The following is an 18,246-nucleotide window of genomic DNA, read 5'->3' on the forward strand; positions in this document are numbered from 1 at the left end:
AATTATTTGAGCACGTGTGCTAGTAATTCAATTGGGTGTTTAGGTTTAAATTTCTCATACCGCTTTACTTGACTACGACATGAAAACCCGGTTGACAAGAGTTGTTCTGATTTAGTTTTATCAACAATGGGCTTCCAACTCATTTCGTATAATGCACGAGAGTTATCTTGGTTTTGCGCTTCATGCCCGTAAGTTCCCGCCATGCCGCAACAACCTGTATTGGTTGTGTTTAATGTTAGCCCAATATCGGAGAATATAGTTTGCCAAACATTGGCTGCCTTTGGCAGTGATGTGGTTTCAGTACAATGGCTCAATAATGTAAATTCGGTTTCATTATTTTTGTTTGCACTTAAGCCTTTAAACGATTGAGTTTCTAGCCATTCGTGGGCAAGTTGCACATTAAAATCACCGCGGTTATTTTCTAAAATTGTATTATATTCATCACGGTAACACATAACCAACGACGCATCTAATCCTACTAATGGCGCATTTATATCATTTAATTTATTTAAAAATTCAGCTGCGTTTTTGGCGGTTATTTTAAATTCGTGCAAAAACCCTTTTACATGTTGTGGTTTACCATTGGGTTTAAACGGTAACAACATTGGTTTTTTGCCAAGTTGAGTTATTAGAGTAATAAAGCTTTCTACTAATTCAGCTTCATAAAAACTAGTAAATGGATCTTGTACTATTAAAACGTATTCGCTTTGTTGCTGGGCATTTAAGTTAGTTAAAAGCTCAAAGCTAAATTGCTGTGCTTTGTTAATTCGTTTTGAAAGTGCCGGAATGCTCAGTTGGGGTGTATCAACATAGCCAACTGTTTTTTTAATTAAGCTGCTAACAAACGTTGTATTTACAACTGGGTTAATTATTTTCCCAAACTTGGCCATCAGTGGCGCGCTACTTTCTATGTTACCCACTAAGTAATCCTTAAGTGGACGTGCGTAGTAACTGTGGTAGTAATTTAAAAATCGAGCACGAAAAGTAGGAACATCAACTTTTATAGGGCAAGCCGTTGTGCAAGCTTTACAGGCTAAACATTCATCCATAGACGCTTTTACTTCGTGAGAAAAATCGTAAAGACCTTTCTTTTTCTCGCGGCTATGTACAAATCGTTCCCACCAAGTAATGACTTCGCCTTTGTTTAATTCTTTTTCTACACCAAGCAAATCTATGTTTTTAGATTCTTGCAAACGCAGCCATTCGCGCATTAAACTCGCTCGTCCTTTTGGAGAATTCCGACGATCGCCTGTCACTTTATAAGACGGACACATTGGCGAATTTTCATCGTAGTTAAAACAAATACCATTACCGTTACAGGTCATGGCGTTGTTAAAACTCGTTTTAACGTCGATTGAAATTTGTTTATCGAACCACGATCTTTTTTGCCCATCGACACTGACTAGTGAGTCTTCACTATCGATTGGGGTGCATATTTTACCTGGATTTATTCGATTATATGGGTCGAACGCTGTTTTAATTTTTCGTAGTTGAGTAAATAAATGTTCGCCAAAAAACGCCGGTCCATATTCACTACGGTAGCCTTTACCATGTTCGCCCCACATTAAGCCGCCGTACTTTGCAGTGAGTTTAACTACTTCGTCTGAAATTGTACGTAGTAGTTTTTCTTGTTCTGGATCGCACATATCGAGTGCCGGTCTAACGTGTAAAACGCCGGCATCTACATGACCAAACATACCGTACTGTAGATTATGACTGTCGAGTAAAGCTCTAAACTCAACAATGTAATCGGCTAAGTTTTCTGGTGGTACTGCAGTGTCTTCTGCAAAAGCTAATGGTTTTTGACTACCTTTTACATTACCAAGCAAACCAACCGACTTTTTACGCATTGCATAAATTTTTAAAATGTCGCTTTTGTTACTGGTAAGCTGATAGCCAATGACTCCATTTGTTTGATTAGCTACACAGTCGTCTAGTAATTTACAAAGGGAGTCTACTTTATCTTTTATGTCGTCGGCGGCCACAGCATTAAACTCAACCATATTGAGTCCTTGCATGTCTTTATGTGGAACGTCGGTAATTAAGTCCGATACTAAATTCCAAACAATATCTTCACGTGCAAGGTTTAATACTTTGCTATCAACGGTTTCTACCGATGTAGCACGAGCATCAACTAAAAAGGGAGAGTGACGAAGTGCTGAGTCAAAGCTGTCGTATTTAATATTTATTAATGTTTTAAATTCGGCTATGGGGGTTAGGTTTAATTTTGCCTCAGTAACAATCCCAAGTGAACCTTCAGAACCCGTAATTAAGCGGCTCATATCAAAAGTAAGTAAGTCATCACTTAGTATATGTTCTAGGTCATAGCCGGTTAAAAAACGATTTAAACGTGGAAATTTAGTTAAAATAGCATCACGTTCATCAATGGCAATATTAAGTACGGTTTTGTATATAGAGCCGACTAAAGTGTCTTGCTCTGCAATAATTTTTGCTTTTTCGACATTTATTGGAGCGGTACTCATTGGTGTACCGTCTACTAAATAGGTTGTAAGGCCTAATATATGATCGCTTGTTTTACCGTAAACGAGTGAACCTTGACCTGATGCATCGGTACTTATCATACCGCCTATGGTTGCACGATTGCTGGTCGATAAATCGGGAGAAAAGAAAAACCCATAAGGTCTTAAAAAGTCGTTTAACTGATCTTTTATTACGCCGGTTTGAACCCGAACCCACCCTTCTTCTACGTTAATTTCGAGAATTTCACGCATATAACGGGATAAGTCAACAACGATACCAGGTGTTAAAGACTGGCCATTAGTGCCAGTGCCACCACCACGAGGTCCAAACGTTAATGATAAAAAAGGGTCTCGTGATGCGGTTTGCAAAGCAAGTTGAATGTCTTTTTCGTTTTTGGGAAAAATAACACCTTGCGGCAATTGTTGGTAAATACTATTGTCGGTTGACGCAGTAATACGGGTTGCATAACTTGCATCGGTATCACCCGTAAAGCCTTGATTTTGTAATGTATTTAGGTAATTTGCGACAAGGTCTGACGCGGCATCTTGCTGAGTAATTGTTGCGATCATAACGGCATACTTTTAGACATTTGGTTAATTATATCATGCTGATTGCTAATAGAAATTGAAGAATTTACAGTTTGTAACACTCTTTTTGTCGATCTGAGCGCTGCTGTAATTATAATCAAGTTAACTACACGAGAGGTCAATTATATGAAAAAAATTGTATTACAGATCATGGGTGCGTTATTTATTTTATTAGGATTAATATTTGCGGTTGTACCTGGTCCATCACTTATATTTTTTATGGCTGGTTTATTGTGTTATTCGTTTTATTATCCAAAAGCGCGGTATTATTTGTCGCTTTGCCAAAAAGCACTGAGTAAATCGTGTCAGTATTTAGATAAGAAATTAGCACGCTATTAAAACAAGTTAAATTAAGCAACAAAAAAGCCAGCAAAAAATGCTGGCTTTTACATAGTTACACGGTTATTTAGCTAATTTTTTAGCTAAATATAACCAAGTTTCGATTACTGTATCTGGGTTTAATGATACAGAGTCTATGCCTTGGTCTACCAACCATGCAGCAAAGTCTTCATGATCTGAAGGGCCTTGACCACAAATACCTACATACTTTCCTTTTGCTTTGGCTGTTTGAATTGCCATAGAAAGCAGCTTTTTGATTGCAGGGTCTCGCTCGTCAAATAAATGAGCAATTAGACCTGAATCTCGGTCTAAACCTAGAGTTAACTGTGTTAAATCGTTAGAGCCGATTGAAAAGCCATCAAAGTGTTCTAAAAACTCTTCAGCAAGCAATGCATTTGACGGAAGTTCACACATCATAATTACTTTAAGACCATTTTCGCCACGTTTAAGGCCATGCTCTTCTAGTAATTCGATTACGCGCTTACCTTCTTCAAGTGTGCGTACGAATGGAATCATGATTTCAATGTTAGTCATGTCCATGGTATTACGTACACGCTTAATAGCTTCACACTCTAGTGCAAAACAGTCGCGGAAGTCTTCAGATATGTAACGTGCTGCACCACGAAAACCTATCATTGGGTTTTCTTCTTCTGGCTCGTATTGTTGGCCACCCACTAAGTTAGCATATTCGTTTGATTTAAAATCAGACATACGAACAATTACACGCTCTGGTGCAAACGCACAACCTAATGTCGAAATACCTTCAACGAGTTTTGAAATGTAAAATTCGACAGGTGAATCGTAACCGGCAATCATGTCGGTTATTTCAGCTTTAAGGGCATCTGTTTGTGCATCAAAATTTAATAACGCTTTTGGATGCACACCAATCATACGGTTAATAATAAACTCAACACGGGCAAGACCAACACCTGAATGTGGTAAACGTGCAAAGTCGAATGCGCGGTCTGGGTTACCTACGTTCATCATCACTTTCATTGGTAGGTCTGGCATTTCGTCAACACGTGAAGTGAGCACTTCAAAGTCTAAAATACCTTCGTAAATGAAACCCGTATCGCCTTCGGCGCATGATACTGTTACTTCCTGTCCTGCTTTAATTAGGTCGGTTGCATTACCACAACCTACCACGGCAGGAATACCAAGTTCACGAGCTATGATTGCTGCGTGACATGTACGGCCACCACGATTCGTTACAATCGCTGCTGCACGTTTCATGATCGGCTCCCAGTCTGGGTCGGTCATGTCGGTAACTAAAATATCACCAACCTGTACTTGATCCATTTCGTCAATCGAGTCGAGTACACGTACAACACCACTACCAATTTTATGGCCGATTGCGCGCCCTTCTACAACAATGTTGCTTGAACCGTTTAATTGAAAACGTTCCATTACGTTGGTGTCTTCGTTTGAACGAACCGTTTCTGGACGAGCTTGCACTATATATAGTTTGCCGTCGTTACCGTCTTTTGCCCATTCGATGTCCATCGGACGGCCGTAATGCTTTTCAATTATTACAGCTTGCTTGGCAAGGTCTTGTACTTCTTCGTCTGTAATTGAAAATTTATTAGAAAGTTCTGGATTAACATCCACTATTTCTACTTGTTTGCCGTGTGCTTTGTCGTCTGAGTAAATCATTTGAATGGCTTTAGAACCAATATTACGACGAACTACAGAAGGCTTCTCTTTTAATAATGTTGGTTTATGTACATAAAATTCGTCTGGGTTAACAGCACCTTGTACAACCATTTCACCTAAACCGTAGCTTGAAGTAACAAACACAACATCTTCAAAGCCAGATTCAGTATCGATACTAAACATAACGCCAGATGCTGATTTATCTGAGCGTACCATACGCTGGATACCAGCTGATAAAGCAACACCACGATGATCGTAACCTTGGTGTACACGATAAGAAATTGCGCGGTCGTTAAATAACGAGGCAAAAACGTGTTTAATTGCAACCATAACGGAATCGATACCAACTACATTTAAAAATGTTTCCTGTTGGCCTGCGAAAGATGCATCGGGCATATCTTCAGCGGTTGCAGATGAACGAACTGCAAATGATACATCTGCTGAAGCGTCGCCATGAAGTTGGCTATATGCATCGCGAATGGCTTGGTCTAAATTTGGTTGGAATGGTGTATCGATTATCCACTGGCGGATATCGGCACCTACTTTAGCGAGTGTATTTACATCATCAACATCGAGTGTATCTAAGATGTCATGAATTTTGGCATTGAGTCCAGATTGGTCTAAAAACTCATTAAAAGCATCGGCGGTTGTTGCGAAACCACCCGGTACTTGTACACCAGCGTTAGCTAGGTTAGAGATCATTTCACCAAGGGAGGCATTTTTACCACCTACTCGAGGAACATCTTGCATACCAAGCTCTTGATACCAGAGAACGTATTCTTGCACGGGTCTTTCTCCAAAAAACAAATTGTAGTTGAAACTGTGAGAGTTAAGAAAGAAAACCTTTTATAAAGGCCACCTTCATTCTACACTGGCAACAGTCCTCACGTAAACCGTGAGTAACCCATTTTAGGGATTAAAAGTAACAAAAAGGTTAATTATGAGAACTGCATTTTATATATCTGATGGAACAGCAATTACATCAGAAGTGTTTGGGCATGCAACATTATCTTTGTTTCCAATCGATTTTAATCACAAAACTATTCCTTTCGTAGAAACAGAAGAAAAAGCACACGAAATTAAAGCGTTAATTAATGCAACGGCTGCAAAAACAGGTGAAAAGCCCTTTGTATTTTTTACATTTGTAAATCACAGTTTGAGCGAAATTATAAAGTCAGCAGATGCTATTCCGTATGATTTTTTGACCACGTACAGCGAAAAAATTGAAAAAGAACTAGAGGTAGCGCCTGTACCAAAAATGCACCGGACACATTCTATACACGAGAAAAGTTATGACTTTAGAATAGACGCGGTGAACTACGCTTTAATGAATGACGATGGCGGCAATATTAAAAACTTTTCTGAGGCTGATATTATTTTAATTGGTGTGAGCCGAAGTGGTAAAACACCAACTAGTTTGTACTTAGCTTTACAATATGGCATTAAAGCAGCCAACTACCCTATCACTGAAGAAGATTTAGAAAGCGAAGGTTTACCTAAATGCTTAGTGCCTTACAAACATAAATTATTTGGTTTAACTATTGACCCAGAAAGGCTCGCTGCAATTAGACACAGACGAATGGCCAATTCTAAATATGCTTCTATTAGGCAGTGCCGTATTGAAGTACGTGAAGTTGAAATGCTCTATAAACGCCATAAAATTGCTTACTTTAATTCAACCCATCATTCTGTTGAAGAAATATCTGCAAAAATACTAATGGATACTGACTTAGAGCGTCGTAAGTACTAACTTATTTATAATTAAAGTAATAAAAAGCCGCAATTAAGCGGCTTTTTATATGAGTGCGTTTTATTTACGTGCGTCTTTTAATAAATCAGCAACTAAAAAGCCTAACTCTAGTACTTGGTCTGCATTAAGACGAGGGTCACATTGTGTTTTGTAACGCTGCGCTAAATCGTCGTCTGATAGACCATATGCTCCGCCGGTACATTCAGTAACATGTTGACCTGTCATTTCTAAGTGAACTCCACCTGCGTATGAACCTTCTGCTTTATGAACAGAGAAAAACTGGCTAATCTCACGCATTATATTGTCAAAGTTACGAGTTTTGTAACCAGAGGTCGCTTTTTCAGTATTGCCATGCATAGGATCTGAGCTCCAAATTACCTTACGCCCTTCCTGTTGTACTTTACGTACTAGTGCTGGTAATTTTTCTGGCAGTATATCTGCACCCATGCGCGTAATTAATGTTAACCGACCTGGGATGTTATCTGGATTTAATGCATCAATTAGACGTATTAATTCATCTGGGTCCATACCTGGGCCAACTTTTACACCAATCGGGTTTTTAATGCCTTTAAAAAACTCAATGTGTGCGTGATCTAATTGACGTGTGCGTTCACCAATCCAAACAAAGTGCGCTGAACAGTCATACCAATCGCCCGATAGGTGATCGCGTCGTGTTAGTGCTTCTTCGTAGCCCAGTAACAATGCTTCGTGTGATGTATAAAGGTCAGTCTCTTTAAGGCTAGGAGCAATAGTTGAATTAATACCACATACTTCCATAAATTCTAGTGCATCTTGAATTTTGTCAGCTAACTGTTGGTATTTTTGTTTTTGTGGATTGGCAGCTACAAACCCCATGTTCCAACGATTGACCTGATGTAAATCAGCTAGACCACCCTGTGCAAATGCACGCAATAAATTCAACGTAGCAGCACTATGATGGTACGCAGTCATCAAACGCTGTGGATCTGGTATGCGCGCTTCAGCTGTGAAGTCAATGTTGTTAATGATGTCGCCACGGTATGATGGTAGTGAAACACCATCAATAGTTTCTAAATCTGCAGAACGTGGTTTGGCATATTGTCCAGCCATACGCGCTATTTTAACTACTGGGCACTTTCCGCCATAAGTTAAAACCACTGCCATTTGTAAAATTGTTTTAAACGTATCTCGAATATTGGCTGCGTTAAAATCACTAAACGACTCTGCGCAGTCTCCACCTTGAAGTAAAAATGCGCGGCCTTCACATACATCTTCAAGCTGTTTAAATAGGCTACGCGTTTCTTCTGCAAAAACTAACGGTGGTGCTGTTTTTAATTGGCCTTCAACAGACTTTAATACTTCTTGATCTGGGTACTGTGGTTGCTGCAGTATTGGCAGTTCTCTCCAGCTATTTGGGTTCCACGATTGCATATTCTATCCTCATTCCTACTTTACCTGATGTAGTGAAATTAACGTATGCAAGTACCTCTATTCAAGCACTAAATTCACTATTTACTAATTATTTTGTTATGGGGTAGTTATAAACAAACATTAATCACTTTATTTTTGCATTTATATGAAAAATAAACTTCATCAAGTTTGTAATATAAACGCTTAATATCAATAAATTACAAATAAAAACATTAGATTTATAGTGTACAAGAACTGTTAGCATAGTAAGGGATATTATTAGCAATATACATAGGAACACATCATACTTAATTACCGCTCATTGTACTCTTAACTTTACAGTGGAAGTTAAGTAATTGTTGGCGCTAGTATTGCGTTTGTAAATTATTGTGCTAGCAAAGCATACTCAAGGTTTAGGTACGACCCCCTAAGATTAATAATCTTATGTAAAAGAGTCACCTATGTACACAACACTAAAGAACACATCATACTTTATACTATTAAAAGTTTAATCTCAGCATGAGAAGATATATAAACTATTGCAATCAAAGGACAAGGTTAGTATTCTTATTCATAAATGTAAGATGTGTTCTTGGTGTGTTGTGGTCTCAAAAATTAAAATAAGAAGTCAGTTTGATTTAATGAGCGAGTTAACCTCATTATTGATTGGTGAACTCAAGCAGTGTGAATATTCAAAAGCTGAATATTATAAGTTGCCTGATGTGAGTGCTGGCGAGGAAGATAATGTGCCTCAAAGTATATCCGTTTCAAAGATAAAGGGAGATGATGCTCAACGAGCTATTTTTAATTCATTTACTGATATATATACAAAGTCAGGATTAAGTAGTCGAGTACTTAAAAGACACCCTGGTTTATTAATTATAAAAAACGCTGATAAACAGGCGCTTGCTAATAGGATTGCTCAGGTAAATACAGCTAAAGCAGCATTTAAAGAATGTATTCTGAGTATTGATAACAACGACGCTCGTTTTGAAGCTGTTCATAATGCTGTACCAAATTTAATTACCCTAGCCGCATACAGAAAAATACACAGTGAAAGTGAATCACCTTTTTCTGTTAGATTTACATGGATGCACAAACACGCAACCAAAACCCTCACTAAAAAAATGGCTCTCGAGATGTTAAGTAAATCTGCAGGTTATACAAACCCAAGAATGATCGACCAACAAAAATGGCAATCTCTGGTCGCTCAAGAACAAATGAGAATAGCAAGTTTAGGTGAAAAGGAAAAACTAAGAATAAGACGCCCTACTCGAGTAAGCCCGCAAGTTAATATCAGATACACTGCACAAAATCGTTACCACGTTAGTGCTGCATTACCATTTATATTAATAAACCCCGAGCCCGATGTTAAAATTGGTACCTTACCAGATTACGAAAAGCCAGCTAGTCACCCTCGAAAACGAGAGTATGATTTCCTAGTAGATAGACTTTACCTTGAACAGGTAACAAATTAATTATGTTAAAAAGGCCACATTAAGCGGCCTTTTAGTATGTGTAATAGCAAAAATAAATTATTAACTATTTTTCGACTATTTCTTCTATTTTATCTTCATCAATTAAAACGGCGTTTTCAACGATGCGTTTACCGCCTTGAATTTCAATACGTTTATTATGCTTGTTCAATGTAAGTATTTCATCACAAAATTGATCTGACGGGTGCATTTCATAGGTGTAATCTATAATATTGCCTGTTTTATCGTCTTTTACATTGGTAATACTGTATTCAGAGATAGCCCCCTTTTCAATAAGGTCTTTCATAGTCGTTGTCATATCACGACGTAATGCTTTTAATTTGTTTTCTGTAATGTTGTCGGTTGAGTATATCGAACCATATTTTTCCATAATAGAAAGCAATCTGAAATGATACGTTTTGCCAGGTGCCGCATAGCGCCAAAGGTGGTATAAACGTAACATCATCCAGCGTGATAATCCCCGCTTTAATTCTTGGGCACTATTAAAATAATAACCTTTATATTCAAGGTTATCGATCATGTTATGAACAAAAGCATTTAAACACGCAACGCATTTAACATTGCCTCCCTGCCCCTTTTTCCCGCTAAAATGTAAAGAAGATAAAAAATTCATATTTGATTCGTAGAACGAATCATCAATGTCTGAATTTTTAGTATCTGTTGCAGAATATTTAAACGAGAGTTTTGAGCCTTGAAGTGCTTCAAGCGATTCTTTAATAGCAGGATATGGCATAGACTGACCAACCGCTTTAAGTTCTTGTGCTAACTCGTTCATAGAAAAAACAACGGCATATTGAATACCGGACTTAAAATTTATTTTTACTATTTTACCTTTGGAGGCTAAACGGATAAGAGCACGTTCTACTTTTTCTTCTCTATCTGATGGCCAGACTAGGTATTCAATATCTTCACCGTCTTTACGAGTACTAACAACTGCCGGTGTTATTTTTATTTCGCCGTCATATAAGATACCATCTACTTTTTCTGATATCTTACGCGTAATAATTGTTTTTTTAGGCGCTTCTTCTAATGGAAGTTTTTTATGACCCGATCGAACAAAACGTCCCCATAAATCGTAATGATTAAATGTATTAGAATAAGCACGTAAACCATGTGCTGCATTTTCAATAGAAATGCGAACGTCTTTGTTATCTGTAAATAGTGCTAAACTTTCGTTATCAATTGCACTTTCCACCCCGTGAATTTGGCCTCTTAATGTATCAGGCAAGTTATCTACCGAGATGTTGACCTTTCGGCTCATTGTTCTTATTTCCATTTATTATTGCGACATCTAATAACAACACATAAAACAAAAAAAGTTAAATGTTTAAGTTAGTATAAAAGTGATCTGCCTTTAATTAATCAACTCAGATCAGTTTTATACTAAGTAGTCGCGTTTTTCTTTAATTTAAGATCATCATTATACTAACAAAGGTGTTTCAAATCTCATTTTTACTAACTCAGTTAAAAATTTGTCCACTAGTATGCTAAATTTAGCGGGCAAAGCACGACAAATTTTGTATTTAATATACCGGCCTGTGTATAAGAGCATTGTCAGTTAGCATAGATCTGATCTGTACTTACTACAGATCAGATCTATACCAATTAATTACTGCATTTACTTAACTGAACGGTGTATAACTTTCTAATTTACTTAGTAAAAGCATGATCTTAAGCACCGTATTTGTTTATAACTTTAAGGGTAAGCTGTGTATAACTACAAAATATATTTAGCAGTTAATCAAATGCTGATCTGTAAGTTATTAAAGATCTGATCTTAACCACGTATAATACTGATCTACTTTTTTAACATTTATTTATATTTATCATGTATTTACACACTTATTTTCCGCCCTTAACCTTTATTACCTTATATATTTAACCACCTTTATACTTCTTTATTTATACTAAGCAATATTAAAGGTGTAAAATTATTATATGATGTCTTCTTTTTAAAACACATGTCGCCATAAATAGTTGTTTACAGGTATTTGAATGGACATTATACTAATTACCTAACTTTGAGGAAGGAAAGTATGTCAATTAATAATAATGCGCTAGATACCTATCGACTTTTAAAAGCAACAGCTGAAGTTGCTGAAAAGTCACTAGAAGGACGTATTCAACATTATCGCGCTCATCTTAAATCAGAAGAAAAAGAATTAAGAACATACACCCAAAAAGCAGCCGCTGATTTATTAGGATGTAACAATCGTACATTAAAACGTCGTCATGACAATGGTGACTTTGACGATTTGAACATCAAACGTGGTGCTAACGGCCATTATGCTTACACTTTGGTTAATATATTTGCAATGGCAGATATAATGGATATAAAGCCTGATCACCGAGCTAATAGCGATAAACTACAGGTTATTGTTATTAATTCTCTCAAAGGAGGATGTGGCAAAACAACTAGTATGGTTAATATTGCAGCGGCATTAGCCACTACAAATATTAAGCGTTACCGCATTGGTATTATAGATCTCGATCCTCAGGGCTCTTCGTCTAGCTTTTTCCCATCGAGTGAGCATGATCCCATTACTGTCGGCGACTTAATGCGCGATTGTATTGACTTAGATGATGGTGAAACGTGGCCAGAATTTGTTTCAAGTTCTTTTTTACCAACGCATATACCAAACATTCGTGTCTTACCTTCTGGTATGGATGATTTTTACTTTGAACACGAAACTGCAACTTTACTCAAAGACACCTCTAATTATGAAGAGACTCGTCATTATCATAAATTACTCGAAAAGGTCATTGATCCTGTAAAAGACGAATTCGATATATTACTAATAGACACAGCACCTACTCTTAACTTTATGTTTTACAATGCATTAATGGCATCAACAGCAATGTTAATTCCCGTTCACCCAGAAGCTGTCGATTTTGATGCTAATAATAAATATTTAAAACGTTTAGGTGAGATTTATCATACTGTTGCAGCTCTTGGCCATGAAGGTTGGGACTTTATGCAATTTCTAGTAACGAACTACGTTAAAGGTAACCACTCACAGCGTGACATTGTTAAAGATGTACGTAGCGCTTTTGGTCGTCAAGTTATGAGTTATCCAATTAACCATAGCTCTGCAATTACGGCTAGTTCGTCTTCTTTCAACACCATATTTGATCAAAAAGCGTCAGACAGTCTAGCAAGCCGCGAATCACTTATGCGTGCTCAAGAAAATATTAAAGATGTTGTTGATGAACTTGAAATGCTGATCCGATCTAACTGGCAATCTACCCAATCAAAACTAAATACCCCTAAGTAAGGATGTTAAATAACAATGGCTAAAAAACGTAAAAACGACACCCGCTTAGACCCGTTTGCAACGGCTGTAGGGAATAGCAGCCTTGATGCGCTTTTAGAGCAAGCGAATGCTGGCGATGTTATTAAAATGCCTGCACCGAGTGACTCTTCGCGCCAAATTACCCTTGTTTGTAAAGTAATTTCGCATGCTGATATTCAAAAAACGACTAATGTTTATGGTAAAAATCGTCGTGTCCAGTCGTTATTAAATGAAAAATCGGTCTCGGATATCCTTCCTGCTATTCGTGAGGATGGACGAAACCAGCATCCTGCTCTGCTTTGGGAGCAAGATGATTCAAGTTTGGTACTTGCTGGTTCGCGCCGTCGAATGGCGTGTATTTTAGGTAATGCAGATTATCTTGTTTTAAGTTCAAGCGATTTCACAGAGCAAGATGCTAAAATTTTAGCTGTATCGTCCGATCAATACATAGCACCAAGCCTGTGGGAATTAGGCCAAGCTTACCAACAAACCAAAAACGAGCTGCTCGAACAAGGTAAAAAAGGATCGTACCGCGAAATTGCTGCAATTGAAGGTGTATCTCACACCGCAATTGCAGACGCAATAAAAGCGTATGAGCAAATACCGTCTTCTGTTATTGCTTTGTATCCAACCGCTAATCACGTTGGTCGAGAAGTCGCTAAAAAGCTTATTACTGCCAAGGAGCGTAACGCAGAGAGCTTTAACCGACTGATAGCTGATGTAGCTGGCAATACTGAAGTAAACGCCATTACAAGTGACGACAAGCGTGCTATGGCTATCACTAAGTTATTGACTACAGAACCTCAAGCGGCTTCAAAAAAAGAAGCTGTACTCGAAAACGAGTATGTAATGTTGCAGCGAAACTTAAAAAGTGGCGATGTATCAATTAAAATTAACAATAAAGTTATGACAGACAAGCGTTTAGAGCAGTTAACTAAGTTACTTAGTGCATTTAATTAGTTAGTAAAAAAATGATCTGCTAGGTCCTATAAGTTAGTAAAATCATGATCTACCAGCCTGCTCAGTTAGTAAAAATTTGATCTAAAATAGCGTTTATTTAGCTGCTTTACCTAAATAGCGTCGCTGAGATCATTTTTTTACTAACTATTTACCACTTCAGCACCATTCTGTGAGTTATCCGTTTATCCCTTAGTAAAATTATGATCTGTAAAGCCCCCATGCTGTGTAAAAGGTGTTTATATTTTGTACGTTATTTGTGGGTTACTGTTTATTTTTTTATTATTGGGCTATTTAGTACCACAAACCGAATTTTTACCAAGCTATCAGCTCCAACCAGTTTACATTACTGTGAATAGTGCTTTAGCTCAGCGCTTATAAGGCATATACTGGGAAAATTATTTTTAAAAATTAATCCTTTGAGTGACATGTCTGCTAACCTATCAAAAAATGATTTACTCGCTATTTTTGAAGAAATTAAAAATGAGCAGGCTACCCAGTTTCCTCTTTCCGAACGCTTTATAAATAAACTGTTTAAGCCAAACGTGTTGGCAAAAGGAAAAGAATATTATAAAAATGGTAAAATTACTTGGTTAGAACATAACAGTGATTTTTCGGTGGTAGACTCAACTGTTCAAAGTGATACCGGTGCTTCGTATAACCAGCGAGTTGAGATCAGTAAATTACCAGCGGGTTATTCTGTTGATACCCATTGCACCTGTAATATCAAAACAAAATGCCTACACCTCGCAGCCATTTTACTAAAGCTCAAAATAGAGCACTCTGGTGAGTATGGCGAAGACTACTTTATAAATGATTGGTTCAGCGAATTAAGTACACTTAAAAGTACCGAATTAACAACCCCATCCCAAGTGTTACTTTTTATATTAAGTGTTGAAAATAATAAAGTATTTATATCTCCCAAAATTGCTAATTATGATAAAAACCAAAATTATACGTTAGGGCGTAACCTAACCGACCAGCAATTAAATAGCTTTATAACGCCAAATGATTTACTTGAAAGTGACTTTAGGCTTTACAGCTGGATTCGCTCACAAAATGCAGTCGGTAGCCTCGAGCTAAAAGGTCAATGGGGATTTAGTGCGTTACAGCAGTTAATTGCTACCGAGCGCTTATTTTTACATCGCTCTCGTGTTGCAATTAAACCTCAAAGTGGTCAATCACTTAGTTTTAATTGGCAACAAGAAAAAGAGCTTACAAAATTAGTTGTTAACTTAGAACAAAGTAAAAATTGGGCGGTGCTCAAAACCACACCGCCCACATATATTGATCTTGACCATCTAAAAGTTGGCCGCATACGTACACCGTTAAGTGGCGATGAAATAGCGCATTTACAAACCATGCCTGCAATACACAGCGCTAATTTTGATCGTATTTATAAGCAGCTTGCAGATAACTTTGGTGCGGGAGTTATCCCTCACCCTACCAATACGCAATCTGTTTTACCGCAAACAGCGAGTAACGCAGTAATTAAAGTATCTATGGGAGATGCTGGTTTAAGGCTGTCCTTATCCTTTAGGTATAAAAATAAAAATTACCCTGCAGGTAAAGCGCCAAATAATTTAATTAATAGCGCGTTTGAAAACACAATAACCAATGAGCTTGTTAATTTAGGTTTTGAGTTTTGTAAAGGGGGTTTACAAAGTGAGTTTACTTTCAACAAGCAATCGGCTATTCATCTGCATTGGTTAACTTACGAGGTATTTCCGAGCTTTAAAGAGCATGGTTGGAAAGTCACTATTGGTAAGATGGATATCGCCAATCCACAAAGTGAAGTATCACTTATTGCTAATAGAGCTGCAGGGCATCAAATGCACTGTAAAGTGCTCATTAACAATAGTAAGCTTTCGCACCTTTTTAGTGACGAAGATCCACTTTATCAATCGTTAAATCGACAAAGTCAGTTGTTTCATTACTACCCTGTTGGCCGACAGTTTGGTGTTATTAATAAGTCAGCTATAAATTTGCTGACTGATTTTAAGCAACGTTTTGAATTTGTAAAAACGCGTGATGAATTTAATATACCGCTTTCGTACTTGCCAGAACTTGTAAAACATACTGCAATCAACGTTGAGCTTCACGACGATTCACTCGAGCGCTACCTTGAGGAGCTTAACAATACCGGTAAAGCTATGCCGAGTGTATCGCTGCATGGCTTAAATGAGTCGGTTGAACTTAGAGAGTATCAACAGCAAGGTGTTGATTGGCTAAGTTTTTTAAAACGTCATAAACTTGGTGGCATTTTAGCTGACGATATGGGGTTGGGTAAAACACTGCAAGTCATTGCGTTTTTAACAAGTACGTATAATCGCCCACAAGCTGGCCCTACACTCATTGTGTGTCCAACTAGCTTAGTGAGTAACTGGCAAAACGAAATAATAAAATTTACTAAAGGTCTTAAGGTAATAACCATATTTGGCGCTAATCGCAACGAGCCATTAAAGCACCTAGCACAAGCACAATGTATACTTACAACTTACCCTTTATTAAAGCGCGACATAGCTTATTATTCGCCGCTTTATTTTGAAAATATAATTCTTGATGAAGCGCAATATATTAAAAACGATTCTGCTCAGGTATCACGATTAGTAAAAAGGCTTAATGCTGATTTTAAATTGTGCTTAAGCGGTACCCCAATTGAAAACAACTTACTTGAGCTTAAGTCTTTACTCGACTTTGCTATGCCCTCTTTATTAGGCTCTCAAGCTCATTTTAAACAACATTTTCAAACGCCTATTGAACGCGAAGCCGATATGGAACGTGCCGAGCAATTAAAAGCACTCATAATGCCGTTTATTATGCGTCGAACTAAAGCACAAGTTGCGCAAGGACTACCGCAAAAAACAGAAATTACTAAAGAATTTGAGTTTGAGCCTAAACAAAAAGAAATGTATCAAGGAATAACACGTGCACTTGAAGAAAAGCTAATTGATCTATTTGCTGAGCAAGGCGTTCAAAAAAGTAAACTTGCCTTTTTAGAGGCTTTACTAAAGCTTAGGCAAATTTGTTGCCATCCAAAGCTTATTGAGCCCGATACACAAGCAGGCTCTGCAAAATTAGAATGGTTGTCTACTCACCTCCCTTTAATGTTGAGCCTAGGGCGTAAAGTAATTATATTTAGCCAATTTACGTCCGCGTTAGATTTAATTGCTAAACAATTGAATGAGCTAAACATTAACTTTAGTTTATTAACAGGCCAAACTCGCCATCGCGATAAAGTCATTGATGAGTTTACCAGTGGGAAAACGTCTGTATTTTTAATTAGCTTAAAAGCAGGTGGTACTGGGCTTAATTTAACACAAGCAGATACCGTTATTCATTTCGATCCATGGTGGAACCCTGCGGTAGAAAAGCAAGCCACCGATCGAGCCTACCGTATTGGGCAAACAAATCCTGTTTTTGTTTATAAGTTGATAATGAGTCATTCAATTGAACAAAAAGTTTTTAAAATGCAAGAGGACAAACAAGCACTTGTTGATGCCCTATTTACTGATAAATCAATGAGTTTTACACAGTTTGATGAGCAACAAATGTTGTCACTTATAAAAAGTTAATTTATTTTAAAATTAGTGCGATCTTTTTTGAACTTATTCAAATCTAGGGCGTCTACTATTATGCTTGTTGATTAATTGCAGTTAACACAAGTTTTCATGTTGATTTCCTATTTAGTTACTAACTTTTAGTAATGATTAAGCCAGTTCATTTTGAACTGGCTTTTTTTATGCTTCTTTTTAGTTGCCCATTAGCTGGGGCTGAAGTTATACCAATCCGCAATAATGCTTAATCATTTTGTGGGGCCAAAAGTGTCGCTATCTGCGTTAAAAAATTCTTATTTACGACTGCATGGGTGCAGAAGGTAGAGCAATGCAGGAGTAATGGCCGAGAACAACTAAATAACTAGTTTTTTGCCAAGCTATCAACACGTTTACCTATCCTCAAAATAGATCACTAAATAAGCGGATTGGTATTATTTAAATTAATTCGATCTTTTTATGAACTTAATTCAAAACAGAGCGTCTACTATTATGCTTGTTGATTAATTGCAGTTAATACAAGTTTTCATGTTGATTTCCCCCATTTAGTTACTTATTTAGTAATGATTAAGCCAGTTCACTTTGAACTGGCTTTTTTTATAGCTAATTTTTAGCATTTAATGGTTTATGAGCTAAAGATCAGTTTATTTAGAATAATTTGATCTTTTAATGAACTTAATTCAAAACAGAGCGTCTACTATTATGCTTGTTGATTAATTGCAGTTAATACAAGTTTTCATGTTGATT

10 protein-coding genes are annotated in these 18,246 nt (G+C 37.2%); 6 read left to right on the forward strand and 4 right to left on the reverse strand.

The window, feature by feature from the left end; all coding sequences use genetic code 11:
* Window positions 1–2: 2 nt before the first annotated feature.
* Window positions 3–3,050, reverse strand: a complete 3,048-nt coding sequence (locus KZZ04_RS07005) for an FAD-binding and (Fe-S)-binding domain-containing protein (protein WP_219422254.1) — start codon at window positions 3,048–3,050, stop codon at window positions 3–5.
* A 144-nt stretch (window positions 3,051–3,194) separates the two neighbouring features.
* Here KZZ04_RS07005 and KZZ04_RS07010 point away from each other — a divergent pair, with 144 nt between their 5' ends.
* Window positions 3,195–3,407, forward strand: coding sequence for a PGPGW domain-containing protein (locus tag KZZ04_RS07010; RefSeq protein ID WP_219422255.1), 213 nt, complete (start codon window positions 3,195–3,197; stop codon window positions 3,405–3,407).
* Between the two features lie 63 nt (window positions 3,408–3,470).
* Here KZZ04_RS07010 and ppsA read toward each other — a convergent pair whose 3' ends face one another.
* A complete protein-coding gene (ppsA, locus tag KZZ04_RS07015) occupies window positions 3,471–5,846 on the reverse strand; it encodes a phosphoenolpyruvate synthase (protein WP_138528249.1) in 2,376 nt (791 codons plus the stop codon).
* Window positions 5,847–6,000: 154 nt separating this feature from the next.
* Between ppsA and KZZ04_RS07020 the strand changes: the two genes are divergently transcribed.
* On the forward strand, window positions 6,001–6,810 hold the full coding sequence (locus tag KZZ04_RS07020) for a pyruvate, water dikinase regulatory protein (RefSeq protein ID WP_058405348.1): 810 nt from the start codon (window positions 6,001–6,003) through the stop codon (window positions 6,808–6,810).
* Window positions 6,811–6,870: 60 nt separating this feature from the next.
* Here the strand turns inward: KZZ04_RS07020 and KZZ04_RS07025 are convergent, their stop codons facing one another.
* Entirely contained in the window at window positions 6,871–8,220 is a 1,350-nt protein-coding gene (locus KZZ04_RS07025; RefSeq protein WP_058405349.1) for a class II 3-deoxy-7-phosphoheptulonate synthase, read from the reverse strand.
* 581 nt (window positions 8,221–8,801) lie between these two features.
* Between KZZ04_RS07025 and KZZ04_RS07030 the strand changes: the two genes are divergently transcribed.
* Window positions 8,802–9,677, forward strand: coding sequence for a DNA replication terminus site-binding protein (locus KZZ04_RS07030; RefSeq protein WP_219422256.1), 876 nt, complete (start codon window positions 8,802–8,804; stop codon window positions 9,675–9,677).
* A gap of 64 nt (window positions 9,678–9,741) precedes the next feature.
* Here KZZ04_RS07030 and KZZ04_RS07035 read toward each other — a convergent pair whose 3' ends face one another.
* Window positions 9,742–10,956 (reverse strand): hypothetical protein, encoded by a 1,215-nt coding sequence (locus KZZ04_RS07035; RefSeq protein ID WP_006793243.1) that lies wholly within the window; start codon window positions 10,954–10,956, stop codon window positions 9,742–9,744.
* Between the two features lie 775 nt (window positions 10,957–11,731).
* On the opposite strand from KZZ04_RS07035, the gene KZZ04_RS07040 reads away from it, so the two are divergent.
* The 3 genes from KZZ04_RS07040 (at window position 11,732) to KZZ04_RS07050 (ending at window position 17,520) form a co-directional block, all read left to right on the forward strand.
* On the forward strand, window positions 11,732–12,970 hold the full coding sequence (locus tag KZZ04_RS07040) for an AAA family ATPase (protein WP_219422257.1): 1,239 nt from the start codon (window positions 11,732–11,734) through the stop codon (window positions 12,968–12,970).
* 15 nt (window positions 12,971–12,985) lie between these two features.
* Entirely contained in the window at window positions 12,986–13,948 is a 963-nt protein-coding gene (locus KZZ04_RS07045) for a transcriptional regulator (RefSeq protein ID WP_219422258.1), read from the forward strand.
* Between the two features lie 425 nt (window positions 13,949–14,373).
* Window positions 14,374–17,520 (forward strand): DEAD/DEAH box helicase, encoded by a 3,147-nt coding sequence (locus tag KZZ04_RS07050; RefSeq protein ID WP_219422259.1) that lies wholly within the window; start codon window positions 14,374–14,376, stop codon window positions 17,518–17,520.
* Window positions 17,521–18,246 lie beyond the last annotated feature (726 nt).

Origin of the sequence: Pseudoalteromonas sp. CR1 (genome assembly GCF_019392235.1) — a bacterium.
GTDB lineage: Bacteria > Pseudomonadota > Gammaproteobacteria > Enterobacterales > Alteromonadaceae > Pseudoalteromonas.

Bases quoted from the DNA above. Each gene is read 5' to 3' on its own strand.
- KZZ04_RS07005 (WP_219422254.1), bottom strand. From the start codon at position 3,050: ATGATCGCAACAATTACTCAGCAAGATGCCGCGTCAGACCTTGTCGCA.
- KZZ04_RS07010 (WP_219422255.1), top strand. From the start codon at position 3,195: ATGAAAAAAATTGTATTACAGATCATGGGTGCGTTATTTATTTTATTA.
- KZZ04_RS07020 (WP_058405348.1), top strand. From the start codon at position 6,001: ATGAGAACTGCATTTTATATATCTGATGGAACAGCAATTACATCAGAA.
- KZZ04_RS07025 (WP_058405349.1), bottom strand. From the start codon at position 8,220: ATGCAATCGTGGAACCCAAATAGCTGGAGAGAACTGCCAATACTGCAG.
- KZZ04_RS07035 (WP_006793243.1), bottom strand. From the start codon at position 10,956: ATGAGCCGAAAGGTCAACATCTCGGTAGATAACTTGCCTGATACATTA.
- KZZ04_RS07040 (WP_219422257.1), top strand. From the start codon at position 11,732: ATGTCAATTAATAATAATGCGCTAGATACCTATCGACTTTTAAAAGCA.
- KZZ04_RS07045 (WP_219422258.1), top strand. From the start codon at position 12,986: ATGGCTAAAAAACGTAAAAACGACACCCGCTTAGACCCGTTTGCAACG.
- KZZ04_RS07050 (WP_219422259.1), top strand. From the start codon at position 14,374: ATGTCTGCTAACCTATCAAAAAATGATTTACTCGCTATTTTTGAAGAA.